Consider the following 14,283-nt stretch of genomic DNA (forward strand, 5'->3'; position numbering starts at 1 on the left):
CGCAAAAAGGGGCCGCCCCGCAAGGGACGGCCCCTTTTTCATGTGCCGCGTCCGGGCGCTTATTTGAGCAGGAAGCGCACCGAGACGGTTACGTTCAGCTCGCGCTCGCCGGCGAGCACCTGGAGCGAGTCCGCAACTTCGCTTTTGCCGGCCCGCATCGCCATCACCGGCATCGGCGACGGCGGCAGCGCGCCATTCTCCGAGATCGCCAGGATGCGGTCGACCTTGAGCCCCGCCGCCTGGGCATAGAGCTCGGCCCGCGCCCGCGCCTTCTTCACGGCGTCCACCCGCGCCTCGTCGAGCGCGCCCTCGGGCTTGTCGACCGTCAGGTTCGGCCCGGAAATATCATTGGCGCCCTCGGCGACCAGCGTGTCGAGAATCGTCCCGCTCTTCGCCACGTCGCGGAAGCGGATCGAGACCTGGTTCGACGCCTGATAGCCGGTGATCACCGGCGCTTCGTTCTGGACATAGCGATATTGCGGCGAGAGGTTGACCGTCGCGGTCTGGATGTCGCGCTCGGCGATCCCCGCCTTGCGCAGCGCCGCGAGCACCTTGGCCATCTGCGCGCTGTTCTGCTGCATCGCCTGCCCCGCGCTCGCCGCCTGGGTGACGACGCCGGCCTGGATCACCGCAAGATCGGGCACGCGGGTGCTGGTGCCCGTCGCGCTCACGTCGAGCACGGTGCCGTCGAGCAGCACGGGCTGCACTGCCTGCTGCGCGGCAGCGGGCAGCACGGCGACGGCCATCAGCGCGGCAGTGGTGGCAAGGGCAATGCGAATCATCCAAAGGCTCCCAAAACGATTTGTCCCGCACACAGCCATGCCGCGCGCGGGACAAATGCAACCTGAACGGAAATGCGATTAGGCGCGGCGGACCATGATCAGCCGGTAAAGCGCCAGCAGCACCACTGCGCCGGCAGTCGCCGCGGCATAGGCCTGCCAGGTGCTGTCACGCACTTCGATCCCGAGCATCGGCGTCAGATAGAATGCCAGCAGCGCGCCCGCGATGCCGATCAGGATCGTGACGATCACGCCGCCCGGGTCCTTGCCCGGCATGATCAGCTTGCCGAGCGCACCGGCGACAAGACCGATAAGCAGCCACCCAATAATCCCATGAGGCATTAGATCCCTCCTTGATTCGGCCGGTCTCCCCCGGGCCACGCGAGAACGTTGCGCTACTGCGACTCCATTGCAACCGTTTCTTGTCGGAAACGGTTGCAGAAACCATCCGGACACTTGCGGAAAATGGCCGAAACGGGCATTCGCGCCGCACTTGCGAAACGGCTCTTGTAGCTGGTGCCTTATTCATCTAATACAGTGCGATCTTTGGGGGGCACCGGTCATTTCGGCCGGATCGGATCTCGCACACGAATTACGAGGCAGGGATGTTCGGACGACAGGATCGGCTGGAATATACGGGTGACGACGCGCCGAAGTCGCGGCGCTGGCTGTGGATCACTCTGGCCGTGATGGCGGTTCTCGCCATCGCTGCCTTCTTCATGTTGGGCAATCGGGACGGGGCGGCGACCAAGAAGGGTCCTGCCGCCACTGCCAAGAATGATTCGCAGATCCCGACCGTCACGGTCGCGTCGCCGGGTCGCCAGTCGATCCAGACGGTGATCAGCGGCACCGGCAGCCTTGCCGCCAAGCGCGAGATGCCCGTGGGGGTCGCCGGCGAAGGCGGCCTGGTCACGCGCGTGCTCGTCGAGCCGGGCACCTGGGTCGGCAAGGGCCAGGTCCTCGCCACCGTCGATCGCTCGGTCCAGGTCCAGACCGCCAGCTCGCTTTCCGCTTCGGTGCGTGTCGCCGAAGCCGATGCCAAGCTCGCCCAGGCCAATCTCGACCGCGCGCAGAGCCTCGTCTCCAACGGCTTCGTCTCGAAGGCGGACATCGACCGGCTGACCGCGGCCCGCGACCAGGCTTCGGCCCGTGTCCGCGTCGCGCGCGCCCAGCTCGCCGAGACCAATGCGCGCAACGGCCGTCTCGACATCCGCGCGCCGGAAGCCGGGCTGGTGCTCACGCGCCAGGTCGAGCCGGGCCAGATCGTCAGCGCCGGTTCGGGCGTGCTCTTCCGCATGGCGATGGGCGGCCAGATGGAGCTGCGCACGCAGCTCGCCGAAGCCGATCTCCAGCGCACCCGCGTCGGCTCGACCGCGCAGATCACGCCGACCGGCAGCACCCAGGTGTTCAGCGGCACGGTGTGGCAGGTCTCGCCGGTGATCGATCCGAACACCCGCCAGGGCATCGCCCGCGTCGAGCTCAGCTACAATCCGGCGCTGCGCCCCGGCGGCTTCGCCTCGGCGCAGATCATCGTCGGCTCGAGCGATGCGGTGATCCTGCCCCAATCGGCGATCCAGAGCGACGCGCAGGGCAATTACGTCTACACGCTCGACAAGGACAACAAGGCGGTTCGCACCCCGGTGACCACCGGCGAAGTGACCGATGCCGGCGTGTCGATCACGCAGGGGCTGAACGGCAGCGAGCGCGTGGTGCTCACCGCCGGCGCCTTCCTCAACCCGGGGCAGAAGGTCATCCCCCAGGCCCTCAAGAAGCAGTAAGGGACGCGTCTCATGAGCTTCCGGAACATATCCGCCTGGGCAATCCGGAATCCGGTTCCGCCGATCGTCCTGTTCCTGTTCCTCACGGTGGCTGGCCTTGTCAGCTTCAACCGGATGGACGTGAACAACAATCCGGACATCGATTTCCCGATCGTCTGGATCGCGATCAGCCAGCCGGGCGCCGCGCCCAGCGAGCTCGAGACGCAGATCACCCAGCAGGTCGAAAGCGCCGTGCGCAGCCTGCAGGGCATCGACGAGATCAACTCGACGGTGACCGAGGGCCAGTCGCAGACCGTGGTCCAGCTCGCGATCGGCACTCCGATCGATCGCGCGGTGGAAGACGTGCGCAGCGCGATCCAGCAGGTTCGCGGCAACCTTCCGGACGGCATCCTCGAGCCGCAGATCGGCCGCGTCGATTCGGCCAGCGATAACGACATCGCCAGCTTCACGGCGATCGCGCCCGACATGACCGTCGAGCAGCTCAGCTGGTATATCGACAATACGGTCGCCAAGAGCCTGCTCTCGATCGAGGGCATGTCGGCGGTGAACCGCAACGGCGGCGTCAACCGCGAGATCCGCGTCCAGATCGATCCCGCCAAGCTCCAGTCCTATGGCCTCACCGCGAGCCAGGTGAACCAGCAGCTGCGCGCAGTGAACATGAACGCCGCCGGCGGCCGCGCCGAGATTTCGGGCTATGAACAGTCGGTCCGCGTGCTCGGCAACGCCAAGGACGCCTATGCGCTCGGCCAGACCCAAATCGCAGTCGGCAACGGCCGTACTGTCCGGCTGGCCGATATCGCCAATGTGCAGGACAGCTATGCCGAGCTGCGCAGCAGTGCGCGGTTCAACGGCCATTCGGTGATTTCATTCGACATCCAGCGCGCCAAGGGCGCGTCGGACGTAACGATCTATCACGAGGCGCAGAAGGCGCTCGATAAGCTCCAGAAGAACAACGACAAGGTGAAGTTCGAGCTGCTTGCCAACTGGAGCAAGTATGCCGAGCAGCAATATGATTCGGCGATGGAAGCGATGATCGAGGGCGCGATCCTCGCCGTCGTCGTGGTGCTGATCTTCCTGCGCGACTGGCGCGCGACGGTAATCTCCGCGCTCGCCATCCCGCTCTCGTCGATCCCGGCCTTCTGGTTCATGGACCTGCTCGGCTTCACGCTGAACCAGATGACGCTGCTGGCGCTTTCGCTGGTGGCCGGTGTGCTGGTCGACGATGCAATCGTGGAGATCGAGAATATCGTCCGGCACATGCGGATGGGCAAATCCGCCTATCAGGCGTCGATCGACGCGGCGGACGAGATCGGCATCGCCGTGCTCGCCACCACCATGTCGATCGTCGCGGTGTTCCTGCCGGTCGGCCTGATGCCGGGCATTTCGGGCCAGTTCTTCAAGAATTTCGGCCTGACCGTCGTCGCCTCGGTGCTGATGAGCCTTGCCGTTGCGCGTCTCGTCACGCCGATGATCGCGGCCTATTTCCTCAAGGCGCATGGCGAGGCCAAGCACGGCGACAACATGCTGATGCGCGGCTATGTGAAGCTGCTGCGCTGGACGCTGCACCATCGCTGGGCGGCCATCCTCGGCTTCTTCCTGTCGCTGGCGCTGACGGTCGGGATGTTCTTCATCCTGCCGATGACCTTCCAGCCGACGCAGGACGAGGACCAGGTCTCGGTCAATGTCGAAATGGTGCCGGGCACCACGCTCGAGCAGACCGACCGCATCGTCCACCAGGTCGCCGCGCGGCTGCGCAGCGAGCCGAACGTCGAAAATCTCTACGAGCGCGCCAGCGTCGGCAATGGCCGCGTGCTGGTCATCTTCAAGGAAAAGCGCACCGAGACGAGCGACGAATTCACCCGTCGCCTTGCGCCCGACCTGCTCAAGATCCCCGATGCCCGTGTCGGCTTCCGCTCGCAGGGCGGCTGGGGTTCGAGCGGCCGCGCGCTGACGGTCACGCTGGGTGGCGAGGATCCCGCTTTGCTCACCGCGACTGCGCTCAAGCTCGTCGATCAGATGTCAAAGATGCCCGAGCTGGTGGCGCCGCGCATCGCGGGCGACCTCAACCGGCCCGAGATCGTGATCAAGCCGCGGCTCGATCTGGCGGCGAACCTCGGTGTCACGACTGCGGCGCTGTCCAACGCGATCCGCATCGCGACGCTGGGTGACATCGATCAGAACAGCGCGAAATTCTCGCTGTCCGATCGCCAGATCCCGATCCGCGTGGCGCTGGAGGAGGATGCCCGCGCCAAGCTCGACACGATCAAGAACCTACCGGTGCAGACGCAGAATGGCGGTTCGGTCCAGCTCGGCACCGTGGCGGAGATCGCCTTCGGCACCGGCCCGACCAAGATCGAGCGCCTGAACCTGCAGCGGCGCGTCGTCGTCGGTGCGGATCTCGCGACCGATCCCAAGACGGGCAAGGCCGTGGTCTCGGGCGTCGCGCTGCAGAAGATCCACGAGCTGCCGATCATGAAGAACCTGCCGATCGGCGTGGCGGAAATGACCGTCGGCAACGCCAAGTGGCAGGCCGAGATGGTCAAGAACTTCATCATCGCGCTGATGTCGGGTGTGTTCCTGGTCTTCGCCGTGCTGGTGCTGCTCTATCGCCGCTTCATGTCGCCGCTGGTCAACATGGGTTCGCTGCTCAACGCGCCGCTGGGCGGGTTGCTCGCGCTGTGGATCGCCGGCCAGCCGATCTCGATGCCGGTGCTGATCGGCGCGCTGATGCTGTTCGGCATCGTCGCGAAGAACTCGATCCTGCTCGTCGACTTCGCGCTGGAGGAGATGGCCAAGGGCGTCGACAAGTTCACTGCGATCGTCGACGCCGGGCACAAGCGCGCCCAGCCGATCGTGATGACCACCGTCGCGATGGTCGCGGGCATGGTGCCGACGGCGCTCTCGCTCAGCGGCGACTCGTCGTGGCGCGCGCCGATGGGCATCACCGTGATCGGCGGCCTGATCCTGTCGACGGTGCTCACCCTGGTGATGGTGCCCGCGCTGTTCAGCCTCGCAGTCGGCCTCGAGCATTGGCTCGGACCGCGCCTGTCGCGCCGCCTGCTCACCTTCCGGCCGGGCGACGATGGCAGCCGCGTGATCGGCCATGGCCATGGCGGGACGATCGAACACAAGCCCGGGGACGATGCGCCGCAGCCCGCGGAGTGAACTTGAACCCGTCTGATGTATTGGGGAGTGCGTGACTATGCCACGCGCTCCCCTTTCTTCATCCGAGCCGGTCTCCCTCGGCCTGCGCCAGATGCGTCTGGTGGCAACCGGCCTGCTGGTGGCGATGGCCGCCCTGTTCCTGCTCGCCCGCGCCTTCGATCATCTCCATCCGGCGATCGGCTATGTCCGCGCCTTTGCCGAGGCGGCGATGGTCGGCGGACTGGCCGACTGGTTCGCGGTGACGGCATTGTTCCGCCACCCGCTCCACTTGCCCATCCCGCACACCGCGATCATCCCGCGCAACAAGGACCGCATCGCCAGCACGCTCGCCCAGTTCCTGCGCGACAATTTCCTCACCCCCAAGGTCGTCGCCCGCCGGATGCAGCAATTGGACCTCGCCGGCGCGGCGGGGCGCTGGCTCGCCAGTCCAGGCCCCGGACATGGCCGGCTGCGCGCGGGCCTGGGCCGGCTCGCCGCCGACATATTGGAAGCGCTCGATCAGGACCGGCTGGGCGGCATGGTCAAGCAGACGATCGCCGGCCGGCTGCGCGCGCTCGAAATCGCCCCGCTGATCGGCCGCGCGCTCGAAGCCGCGATGCAGGAGGACCGCCACCGCCCGCTGCTCGACGGCATCGTCCGCTGGGCCGCCAAGGTGCTCGACGCCAACGAGCATCTCATCCGCCAGATGGTGCATGAGCGCTCGGGCTCGGTGATGCGCTGGACCGGGCTCGACGAAACGCTCGCCAACAAGATCATCGAGGGCCTCGCCAAGCTGATCGTCGACATGGCGGAAGACTCGTCGCACCCGCTGCGCGCCAAGGCCGAGGAAGGCATCGCCCATCTCGCCCAGGACCTCCAGCACGATCCCGCACGCCGCGCCCAGGTCGAGGCGTTCAAGAACGAGTTGCTCGACAATCCCGCGCTCGCCGCTTGGTGGATGGGTATCTGGGAAACCGGGCGCGCGGCGCTGCTGCGCGCGGCACGCGACCCGGACACGCTGCGCACGGGTGCGTTCGGCGACGCGCTGCGGCAGCTCGGCCAGACGCTCCAGAACGACCGCAAGCTCGCGAACACGATCAACCGCTTCGCCCGGCGCAGCGCGGTCGGTGCCGCGACCGATTATGGCGACGGCATCGTCCGGCTGGTCTCGGACACGATCAAGGGCTGGGACGCGCAGACGATCACCGGCCGGCTCGAAAACGCCGTGGGGCGCGACCTCCAGTACATCCGGATCAACGGGACTGTGGTTGGCGGATTGGTCGGCGTCGCCATCCACGCCGTCGACACGCTGCTCTAATCGGAGGCGTCATCCCAGCGTCGGCCGGGATGACGCTTTATGCGATCACGCCGCCTCGCGCTCCAGCACGATCTCGCCCTGATCCTCGCCGTCCCAATAATGGGCGCGCGTGCCGTGTACCTTGATCAGCACCAGCCCGGGCGTGTCGACGCCCTGCTTGAACCACATCGACAGGCCCTTGGTCCAATGTTCCTCGAACGCGGCCTTGTCGCGGATCAGCTCGGCACGTCCCTCGATATGGACGAAGACCGGCTTCATCCCGAGCAGCCCCGACTTGGCCTGGAAGGCGAGGCCGACATTGGCATCCGCGCCGATATCGGCGATCAGCCTGGTGTCCTCGCAGGCGAAGAACCAATTGTCGCCGTCATAGTCGACATCGCGATTGTTGCTCATCGGGCGCGCCGCGATCGCGCCATTCTCGGTATGCGTGGACAGCATCGCGAAATCGACGTCCTTCATCAATTCAGCGAGCTCTTTCAGACTCTTGGCCATGACCCTCTCCGGTTCTGGATTGTCGGCCAAGAACGCATGCCGCGCGAATTATCTCCAATCGAGCAGCGGCCAGCCCTTTTCGCCCGCAAGCTTCTGCAGCGGCCCATGCGCATTGACCGCGAACCCCTCGTCCGCCCAGCCGAGCAACGGCGCATCCGAGACATGATCCGAATAGGCGCGGACATGCGTGCTGCCCCGCGGGATACCCTGCCCCGCCATCCAGCTCTCGATACGATGGAGCTTTACGGGCCCGTAACAGTTATCGCCTTCGATCAGCGAGAGAATCCGCCCTTGTCCATCGCGCTTCGCCTCCGTGGCGATGACATCGTCGAAGCCCAGCAGGCGCCCGATCGCGGCGGCATAATAGCCGTGCGAGGCGGTCGCCATCACCAGCCGGTAGCCGTCCGCCCGGTCCTTTGCGATCCGGTCGCGCGCGCCGTGGAGCACGCCGTGCGCGACCTCATGCGCGGCAAAGACGTCCGCGACCCGCTCCATCTCGGCCGGCGTCAGCGCCTGGCCGAGCAGCAGCCGCTGCGAGAATTGCTTGAGCCCGGCCCGGTCGACCAGCTTGAGGATATAGCCCAGGCCGGCCACGCCCACCGCCGGGAACAGCGCCAGCCGCCAAGGCGCGCGCGCCTTCGCCGCCGCGATCAGGAACCGCGTCCAGGTCGGCGCGGCGGTGATCGTCTTGTCCATGTCGTAGATTGCGAGATTGTGCATTGAAGCATCTACGAGCGGGGACGCTTGCCGATCCAGCCCGAATCGCGGAAAGGTGCGCGATATGAGCGCCGCGGCCAATTTCGAACGGGTTGATTCCGATGCCGGCGGCGCCGTCCTCCGCTTCTCCGGCAATTTGTCGCTCGCGGCGCTTGGCGACCTGCCCGACCGGCTCGGCGCGGTCGACGGCCAGGTCACGAAGATCGATCTGTCGGGCATCGACCGGATCGACACGGTCGGCGCCTGGGTGGTCCATCGCTTCGCGCGCGAGAAGGATGCCGCGGTCGAGGGGCTGAAGCCCGCCAGCCAGCATCTGTTCGATCAGGTCGTCGCCGCCGAACATCCGATCGAACTGCCGCGCCCGCCGGCCTCGCCCTTCGTCCATCTCCTTGCCGAGATCGGCGATGCGGTCGTCACCGCCGGGCAGACGCTCTACGGCCTGCTCGGCTTTTTCGGCGCCACGATCGTCGCCTTCTGGAACGTCGCGGTCCACCCGCAGCGCTTCCGCTACCACGCCACCGTCCACCGGTTCGAAGTCGTCGGCGTCTCGGCGCTCGGCATCATCGGACTGATGAGCTTCCTGATCGGCATCGTCATCGCGCAGCAGGGCGCGGTCCAGCTCCGCCAGTTCGGCGCGGAGGTCTATACGATCAACCTGGTCGGCCGGATCACCTTGCGCGAACTCGGCATCCTGATGACCGCGATCATGGTCGCCGGGCGTTCCGGCTCCGCGTTCGCCGCGCAGATCGGCACGATGAAGCTCACCGAAGAGATCGACGCGATGCGCACGATCGGCGTCTCGCCAATGGAAGCGCTCGTCGTCCCGCGCACGCTGGCGGTGGTGCTGATGCTGCCGCTGCTCGGCTTCTATTCGGCGCTGATCGGGATCATCGGCGGCGGGCTGCTCTGCTGGATCCAGCTCGACATTCCGCCGATCACTTTCGTCCAGCGCATCCGCGAAGTCGTCCCGCTCACCGATCTCTGGGTCGGGCTGATCAAGGCGCCGGTGTTCGGCGCGATCATCGCGATCGCCGGCTGCTTCCAGGGCATGCAGGTCGAGGCGGATGCCGAGCAGGTCGGCCGTCGCACCACGATCGCAGTCGTCCAGGCGATCTTCCTGGTGATCGTGCTCGACGCCTTCTTCGCCGTCTTCTTCAGCCAGATCGGGTGGATATGAGCACGCTCCCGCCTCCCGAGGATCGCACCGATCGCGACGATCGCACCGATGACGGCGACATCGTCATCCGCGTCCGCGGCCTGAAGAATTGCTTCGGCGAGCAGGTCGTCCACGAGGACCTCGATCTCGACGTGCACCGCGGCGAGATCCTCGGCGTGGTCGGCGGCTCGGGCACCGGCAAATCGGTGCTGATGCGCTCGATCATCGGCCTGCAACCGCCGGTCGAGGGCGAGATCGAAGTGTTCGGCGAGAACACGATCGGTCGCGACGAGACCGAGGCGACGGCGATCCGCAAGCGCTGGGGCATCCTGTTCCAGGGTGGCGCGCTCTTCTCCACGCTCACCGTGTCCGAGAATGTCCAGGTTCCGCTCAAGGAATTCTACCCCGGGCTCGATCAGGCGCTGCTCGACGAGATCGCGGCATACAAGGTGGTGATGACCGGCCTGCCGCCGGACGCCGCGCCCAAATACCCCGCCGAGCTTTCGGGCGGCATGAAGAAGCGCGCCGGCCTTGCCCGCGCGCTTGCGCTCGACCCCGAGCTGCTGTTCCTCGACGAGCCCACCGCCGGGCTCGATCCGATCGGCGCGGCAGCGTTCGACGAGCTCACCGAATCGCTCCAGAAAACGCTGGGGCTCACCGTGTTCCTGATCACCCATGATCTCGACACGCTCTACGCCATCTGCGACCGCGTCGCGGTGCTGGCGGACAAGAAGGTTATCGCAGTGGGAACGATTCCCGAGCTGCTCGCCTTGGACCATCCATGGATCCAGGAATATTTCAACGGACCGCGGGGGCGCAATGCGGTCTCCAGCGCCAAGGTCCATGCCGAGGCCGAGAACGTGACTGAGGACAGGGGCTGATGGAAACTCGATCGAATCACGTGCTGGTGGGCGCCGTCGTGCTGATCCTGCTCGCGGTGCTCGCGCTGTTCATCGTCTGGCTCGCGCGCCTCTCCGGCGGCAATGAGCGCGAATATGACATCTTCTTCCGCCAGGCGGTCGACGGGCTCAACCCGGGCTCGGCCGTGGCCTTTTCGGGCGTGCCCTCGGGCCAGGTGAAGGCGATCGAGTTCTGGAAGCCCGATCCCCAGCTGGTGCGCGTGCGCATCACCGTGAAGGACGAAGTGCCGATCCTCGAAGGCACCACCGCGACGATCCAGAGCAGCTTCACGGGCCCGAGCACCGTCCAGCTCGAAGGCGCGGTGAAGGGCGCCCCGCCGATCCGCTGCCCGCGCGAGAACCCGCGCGCCGCCTGCCCCTTGGGCGTGCCGGTGATCCCGACCAAGCCCGGCGGCCTCGGCGCGATCTTCTCCTCGGCGCCGAAGCTGCTCGAGCGGCTGACGACGCTGACCGAGCGGCTGACCGAGCTGCTCGGCGACAAGAACCAGGCCTCGATCGCCGGCATCCTGGCGAACACCAATCGCCTGACCGACGCGCTCGCCGATCGCGGGCCCGAGATCGCCGCCACGCTCGCCGAGACGCGCGTCGCGATCCAGAAGTTCGGCGTCGCGACCGAGCAGATCGGCAAGCTCGCCGAGACGGCCAACGGCACGATCTCCGAGGACGTGAAGCCGACGATCGCCAATCTCAACAAGACGATCGCGTCGGCGAAGAAGAGCATGGATACGCTCGATCTGCTGTTCAACGACGCTCGGCCGGGCGCGCAGGCCTTCTCCAAGAAGACCGTCCCCGAGCTCGGTCAGCTGATCCAGGATCTGCGCCAGATGGCCCAGTCGCTCTCCTCGGTTGCCGAGAAGCTCGATTCCGGCGGCGCGTCCAGCCTGGTCGGCAGTCCGAAGCTCCCTGACTACAAGCCCAAGAAGTGAGGCCCGCGATGAAGAAGCTCGCCCTGATGCTCCTGGCCGCCCCGCTGGCCGCCACGCTCTCCGGCTGCGTCTCGTTCGGCGGCAAGCCGCCCAAGGTGCCGTTCATGACGCTCCAGGCCGCCGAGCAGGTCAAGCCCGGCGACGTGCAGACGCCTGCCTCGGGATCGACGGTCACCGTGCTGTTCCCGGTCGTGCCGCATGAGCTGGCGACGACGCGCGTGCCCGTCCATCAGGGCGAGAATGCCGTCGCCTATGTGAAGGACGCGCAGTGGGTGGAAGCGCCGCCGCGCCTGTTCGCCCGGCTGGTGGGCGACACCATTTCGGCGCGCACCGGCCGCCCGGTGCTCAGCTATCGCCAGTCGCAGGTCGATCCCGGCGCCACGCTGTCGGGCGAGCTGCGCAAGTTCGGTGTCGATGCCGATACCAATGAAGCGGTGGTCCAGTTCGACGCGCTGCTCGTCCAGGGCGACGATCCCGCCAAGTTCCAGAAGCGCCGCTTCGAGGCGCGCGCGCCGCTCGCCGAAGTGAAGCCCGACCTCGTCGCCGCCGCGCTTAATACGGCGGCGAACCAGGTCGCGGTCGAAGTGGCGGACTGGGTCGGGAAGTAGCGCTTATTGCGCGCGCCGCACCGCCGGCAGCGCGTTGCAGACATCGACTCCGCCCATCGGCACGGTGAAGAACGCGCCGTCGCGATTCTCGCGCGCCTTGATCCAGGCAGCGAAGCGCGGGTTGTCGGTCGAGCGGTATTGGAAATGCGGGCGCTCGTCCTCGGGCAGCTGGCTGGCGAGGCGGACCGAGAGGATCGGGGTGGCCACCTGGTCCTTGGCATAGACGCCGAGCTGCGCGGTGCCGCGCTCCAGGCTCGACAGCCACTGCATCCCTTCGACGATCCGGCCGACGATCGCGATGTTGCGGTCGAGCGCGCGCGGGGCGTGGCCGATCACGGTGTAGAGCTCGGCGCCGCTGCCGGTGGAGGGCGCCAGGTCGCGCGCGACGCCGACCATCGAATAGCAATGGGTGAGCGAGGTCACTGCGCCGTAATTGGCGAGCGGCCAGCCGTCGGCGCTGACCCCTGTCTTGGCCGCATAGCTGTCGGGCTTGGCGAAGCTGAAGCCCTTCACCGCGTCGAAGCCCGGCCATTCATATTCGGCGGGCGGGTTCTCGATCACGCCGGGCGGGAGCGCCGTCTTGTCGTCGCCGCCGCCCCATTGCGTGACGTAATTGTCCTGCACGCGGTAGACGCTCGTCCCGTCCCACCAGCGCGCCTCGGCGAGCTTGCGGATATTGGCGACATGCGCGGGGGCGTAGCGCGGGGCGAGGCGGATATAGACCTGGTGGCCGCCCTTCAGCGTCATCACCAGCATCTCGTTGTCGGGGATCGCCTTCCAGTCTTCCGGGGCGGCATCCGACGGGACGGTCTGGGCGAGTGCGGCGAGCGCGAGGATCAGCGTGAGCATGGCGCTGAGACTGCTGCTTGCCTCGGCCCCAGTCAATCGTTAGGGCACGCAGCTTCCGGGACATGCGGAGCGGTGGCCGAGTGGTCGAAGGCGCTCGCCTGGAAAGTGAGTATACGCCAAAAGCGTATCGAGGGTTCGAATCCCTCCCGCTCCGCCACCCCGCCGCTCCCGCATCGTCTGCTACCGGGTCCAACCTCTGTCGTCGGGCGGGGCCACTAGTGATACGCAGGCGCTGAAACGGATCGTCGATCGATCCGGTTTGGATCCGAATGAGCAGCGAACCGACACCAAAGTATCCATGGACCCTGCTGGTCGAATGGCCCAACCTTCCCGGGCGCCAGGCAAGCAATCACGATCGATTTCAGTGCATTGCCTGCCCGGCGCGGTGGACTGCGGGTCGCATCCTGTCCGCCGGCGTGACGGGATAAAAGGGAAGAGGCTTGCGATGAGCGATCGTAAGAAAATTGCGGTCGTTGACGATGATGAGTCGGTGCGCGAGTCCCTGCCCGATCTGCTCAGGTCGTTCGGCTTCGAGGCAAAGCCGTTCGGTTCGGCAGAGGCGTTTCTGGAGTCTGGGGTGATCGACGATACCGATTGCCTGGTGCTCGACGTCTCGATGCCCGGTATGTCGGGCCCCGAGCTCCAGCAGGAATTGCGGCGGATGGGAAACCGCACGCCCATCGTGTTCATCACTGCCCACTCGGATGAGCGAGCCTGGCCGGGACTTCAGCGCAGCGGTGCCGTCGCGTACCTGCTCAAGCCTTTCAGCGAAGACGCGATCTTCGAGGCAGTCCGGACCGCGCTCGACCAGGAATGAGGAGTTTGCCGATGTACTCGCTAACTCACCGTGCTAGTTCAGACTTTGCTGTCAGACCCGGATCGATGACCATGGCTGATACCAGGCCCCTCGTTGCAATCGTCGATGACGACGTCTCGATACGCGAGGCGCTGGAGCCGCTTCTCGAACTTTCGGGCTGGCGCGTCCGCAGCTTCGAATACGCAACCGCGTTCCTCGACTGGACCGCGCCGGAAGGCCCGGGCTGCCTGCTCCTCGACGTGAGCCTGCCCGATCTCAACGGTCTCGACCTTCAGGCCCGCATCGCCGACGAGCGGCCCGAGATGCCGATCATTTTCCTGACCGGCTATGGCGATGTGCCGATGACGGTGCGGGCAATGAAGGCCGGGGCGGTGGAGTTCCTGACCAAGCCGTTCGATGACGAGGTGCTGCTCGCCGCCGTGGAACGCGCCATCGAGCGCAGCGAGCAACTCACTGCGCAGCGATCGGGCCATCGGGCGCTCCAGGCACGCTACGCCCTGCTCAGCCGGCGCGAGCGGGAAGTCATGCACCTGATCGTCGCGGGACTGCTCAACAAGCAGGTGGGCGGCGAGCTCGGCATTAGCGAGATCACAGTCAAGGCGCATCGCGGCCGATTGATGGACAAGATGGAAGCGGCGTCGTTCGCCGACCTCGTCAAGATGAGCGAGAAGCTCGGGCTGGAGACCACCGGCCGTCGCTAATTGCGACGCCGCTGATACCAAGGTCTAGCAGGCACCAACGTCCAATATCGACTCACGCCAGGCCGAGTCACAACCGAC

The 14,283-nt window shown here is 66.4% G+C and carries 14 protein-coding genes and 1 tRNA gene; 10 read left to right on the forward strand and 5 right to left on the reverse strand.

All coding sequences use genetic code 11. The features are described from left to right. Positions 1–59: 59 nt before the first annotated feature. Positions 60–782 (reverse strand): SIMPL domain-containing protein, encoded by a 723-nt coding sequence (locus tag HZY97_RS11665; protein WP_180143738.1) that lies wholly within the window; start codon positions 780–782, stop codon positions 60–62. A 78-nt stretch (positions 783–860) separates the two neighbouring features. Continuing rightward, entirely contained in the window at positions 861–1,121 is a 261-nt protein-coding gene (locus HZY97_RS11670) for a GlsB/YeaQ/YmgE family stress response membrane protein (protein ID WP_180143740.1), read from the reverse strand. A gap of 263 nt (positions 1,122–1,384) precedes the next feature. Here HZY97_RS11670 and HZY97_RS11675 point away from each other — a divergent pair, with 263 nt between their 5' ends. From HZY97_RS11675 to HZY97_RS11685, 3 genes are read left to right on the forward strand one after another with little or no spacing between them, the layout of a single operon-like run. Continuing rightward, on the forward strand, positions 1,385–2,557 hold the full coding sequence (locus tag HZY97_RS11675; protein ID WP_180143742.1) for an efflux RND transporter periplasmic adaptor subunit: 1,173 nt from the start codon (positions 1,385–1,387) through the stop codon (positions 2,555–2,557). A 12-nt stretch (positions 2,558–2,569) separates the two neighbouring features. Then, a complete protein-coding gene (locus tag HZY97_RS11680) occupies positions 2,570–5,722 on the forward strand; it encodes an efflux RND transporter permease subunit (RefSeq protein ID WP_180143744.1) in 3,153 nt (1,050 codons plus the stop codon). 37 nt (positions 5,723–5,759) lie between these two features. After that, positions 5,760–7,019 carry a DUF445 domain-containing protein gene (locus HZY97_RS11685; protein ID WP_257215011.1) on the forward strand — a complete coding sequence of 420 codons (1,260 nt, stop codon included), beginning with the start codon at positions 5,760–5,762 and terminating at the stop codon, positions 7,017–7,019. A gap of 45 nt (positions 7,020–7,064) precedes the next feature. Here the strand turns inward: HZY97_RS11685 and HZY97_RS11690 are convergent, their stop codons facing one another. Further along, on the reverse strand, positions 7,065–7,511 hold the full coding sequence (locus HZY97_RS11690) for a pyridoxamine 5'-phosphate oxidase family protein (protein ID WP_180143746.1): 447 nt from the start codon (positions 7,509–7,511) through the stop codon (positions 7,065–7,067). Positions 7,512–7,559: 48 nt separating this feature from the next. After that, positions 7,560–8,231, reverse strand: coding sequence for an HAD family phosphatase (locus HZY97_RS11695; protein WP_180143748.1), 672 nt, complete (start codon positions 8,229–8,231; stop codon positions 7,560–7,562). A gap of 61 nt (positions 8,232–8,292) precedes the next feature. On the opposite strand from HZY97_RS11695, the gene HZY97_RS11700 reads away from it, so the two are divergent. From HZY97_RS11700 to HZY97_RS11715, 4 genes are read left to right on the forward strand one after another with little or no spacing between them, the layout of a single operon-like run. Continuing rightward, the gene (locus HZY97_RS11700) at positions 8,293–9,405 is read left to right on the forward strand and encodes an ABC transporter permease (RefSeq protein ID WP_180143750.1); all 1,113 of its coding nucleotides are present in this window, start codon (positions 8,293–8,295) and stop codon (positions 9,403–9,405) included. Continuing rightward, entirely contained in the window at positions 9,402–10,265 is an 864-nt protein-coding gene (locus HZY97_RS11705; protein ID WP_180143752.1) for an ABC transporter ATP-binding protein, read from the forward strand. Before HZY97_RS11700 ends, HZY97_RS11705 begins: the two co-directional genes overlap by 4 nt. Next, positions 10,265–11,230, forward strand: coding sequence for an MlaD family protein (locus HZY97_RS11710; protein WP_180143754.1), 966 nt, complete (start codon positions 10,265–10,267; stop codon positions 11,228–11,230). The genes HZY97_RS11705 and HZY97_RS11710 overlap by 1 nt, the downstream gene beginning before the upstream one ends. Positions 11,231–11,238: 8 nt before the next feature. Next, positions 11,239–11,838 (forward strand): ABC-type transport auxiliary lipoprotein family protein, encoded by a 600-nt coding sequence (locus HZY97_RS11715; RefSeq protein ID WP_180143756.1) that lies wholly within the window; start codon positions 11,239–11,241, stop codon positions 11,836–11,838. A gap of 3 nt (positions 11,839–11,841) precedes the next feature. Here HZY97_RS11715 and HZY97_RS11720 read toward each other — a convergent pair whose 3' ends face one another. Continuing rightward, the gene (locus HZY97_RS11720) at positions 11,842–12,687 is read right to left on the reverse strand and encodes a peptidylprolyl isomerase (RefSeq protein ID WP_180143758.1); all 846 of its coding nucleotides are present in this window, start codon (positions 12,685–12,687) and stop codon (positions 11,842–11,844) included. Between the two features lie 66 nt (positions 12,688–12,753). Here HZY97_RS11720 and HZY97_RS11725 point away from each other — a divergent pair. The 3 genes from HZY97_RS11725 to HZY97_RS11735 all read left to right on the forward strand — a co-directional run bounded on the left by HZY97_RS11725 (position 12,754) and on the right by HZY97_RS11735 (position 14,205). After that, positions 12,754–12,844: transfer RNA gene (locus HZY97_RS11725), tRNA-Ser, on the forward strand. 288 nt (positions 12,845–13,132) lie between these two features. Beyond that, on the forward strand, positions 13,133–13,504 hold the full coding sequence (locus tag HZY97_RS11730) for a response regulator transcription factor (RefSeq protein ID WP_180143759.1): 372 nt from the start codon (positions 13,133–13,135) through the stop codon (positions 13,502–13,504). Between the two features lie 71 nt (positions 13,505–13,575). Beyond that, the gene (locus HZY97_RS11735; protein WP_180143761.1) at positions 13,576–14,205 is read left to right on the forward strand and encodes a response regulator transcription factor; all 630 of its coding nucleotides are present in this window, start codon (positions 13,576–13,578) and stop codon (positions 14,203–14,205) included. Positions 14,206–14,283: the final 78 nt, after the last annotated feature.

The organism is Sphingomonas sp. R-74633 (assembly GCF_013416555.1).
Lineage (GTDB): Bacteria > Pseudomonadota > Alphaproteobacteria > Sphingomonadales > Sphingomonadaceae > Sphingomonas.

What these genes read in the sequence shown, in the direction of transcription:
- HZY97_RS11700 (WP_180143750.1), top strand. Translation starts at nt 8,293, where the DNA reads ATGAGCGCCGCGGCCAATTTCGAACGGGTTGATTCCGATGCCGGCGGC.
- HZY97_RS11665 (WP_180143738.1), bottom strand. Translation starts at nt 782, where the DNA reads ATGATTCGCATTGCCCTTGCCACCACTGCCGCGCTGATGGCCGTCGCC.
- HZY97_RS11675 (WP_180143742.1), top strand. Translation starts at nt 1,385, where the DNA reads ATGTTCGGACGACAGGATCGGCTGGAATATACGGGTGACGACGCGCCG.
- HZY97_RS11730 (WP_180143759.1), top strand. Translation starts at nt 13,133, where the DNA reads ATGAGCGATCGTAAGAAAATTGCGGTCGTTGACGATGATGAGTCGGTG.
- HZY97_RS11710 (WP_180143754.1), top strand. Translation starts at nt 10,265, where the DNA reads ATGGAAACTCGATCGAATCACGTGCTGGTGGGCGCCGTCGTGCTGATC.
- HZY97_RS11715 (WP_180143756.1), top strand. Translation starts at nt 11,239, where the DNA reads ATGAAGAAGCTCGCCCTGATGCTCCTGGCCGCCCCGCTGGCCGCCACG.
- HZY97_RS11685 (WP_257215011.1), top strand. Translation starts at nt 5,760, where the DNA reads ATGCCACGCGCTCCCCTTTCTTCATCCGAGCCGGTCTCCCTCGGCCTG.
- HZY97_RS11690 (WP_180143746.1), bottom strand. Translation starts at nt 7,511, where the DNA reads ATGGCCAAGAGTCTGAAAGAGCTCGCTGAATTGATGAAGGACGTCGAT.
- HZY97_RS11680 (WP_180143744.1), top strand. Translation starts at nt 2,570, where the DNA reads ATGAGCTTCCGGAACATATCCGCCTGGGCAATCCGGAATCCGGTTCCG.
- HZY97_RS11735 (WP_180143761.1), top strand. Translation starts at nt 13,576, where the DNA reads ATGGCTGATACCAGGCCCCTCGTTGCAATCGTCGATGACGACGTCTCG.
- HZY97_RS11670 (WP_180143740.1), bottom strand. Translation starts at nt 1,121, where the DNA reads ATGCCTCATGGGATTATTGGGTGGCTGCTTATCGGTCTTGTCGCCGGT.
- HZY97_RS11705 (WP_180143752.1), top strand. Translation starts at nt 9,402, where the DNA reads ATGAGCACGCTCCCGCCTCCCGAGGATCGCACCGATCGCGACGATCGC.
- HZY97_RS11720 (WP_180143758.1), bottom strand. Translation starts at nt 12,687, where the DNA reads ATGCTCACGCTGATCCTCGCGCTCGCCGCACTCGCCCAGACCGTCCCG.
- HZY97_RS11695 (WP_180143748.1), bottom strand. Translation starts at nt 8,231, where the DNA reads ATGCACAATCTCGCAATCTACGACATGGACAAGACGATCACCGCCGCG.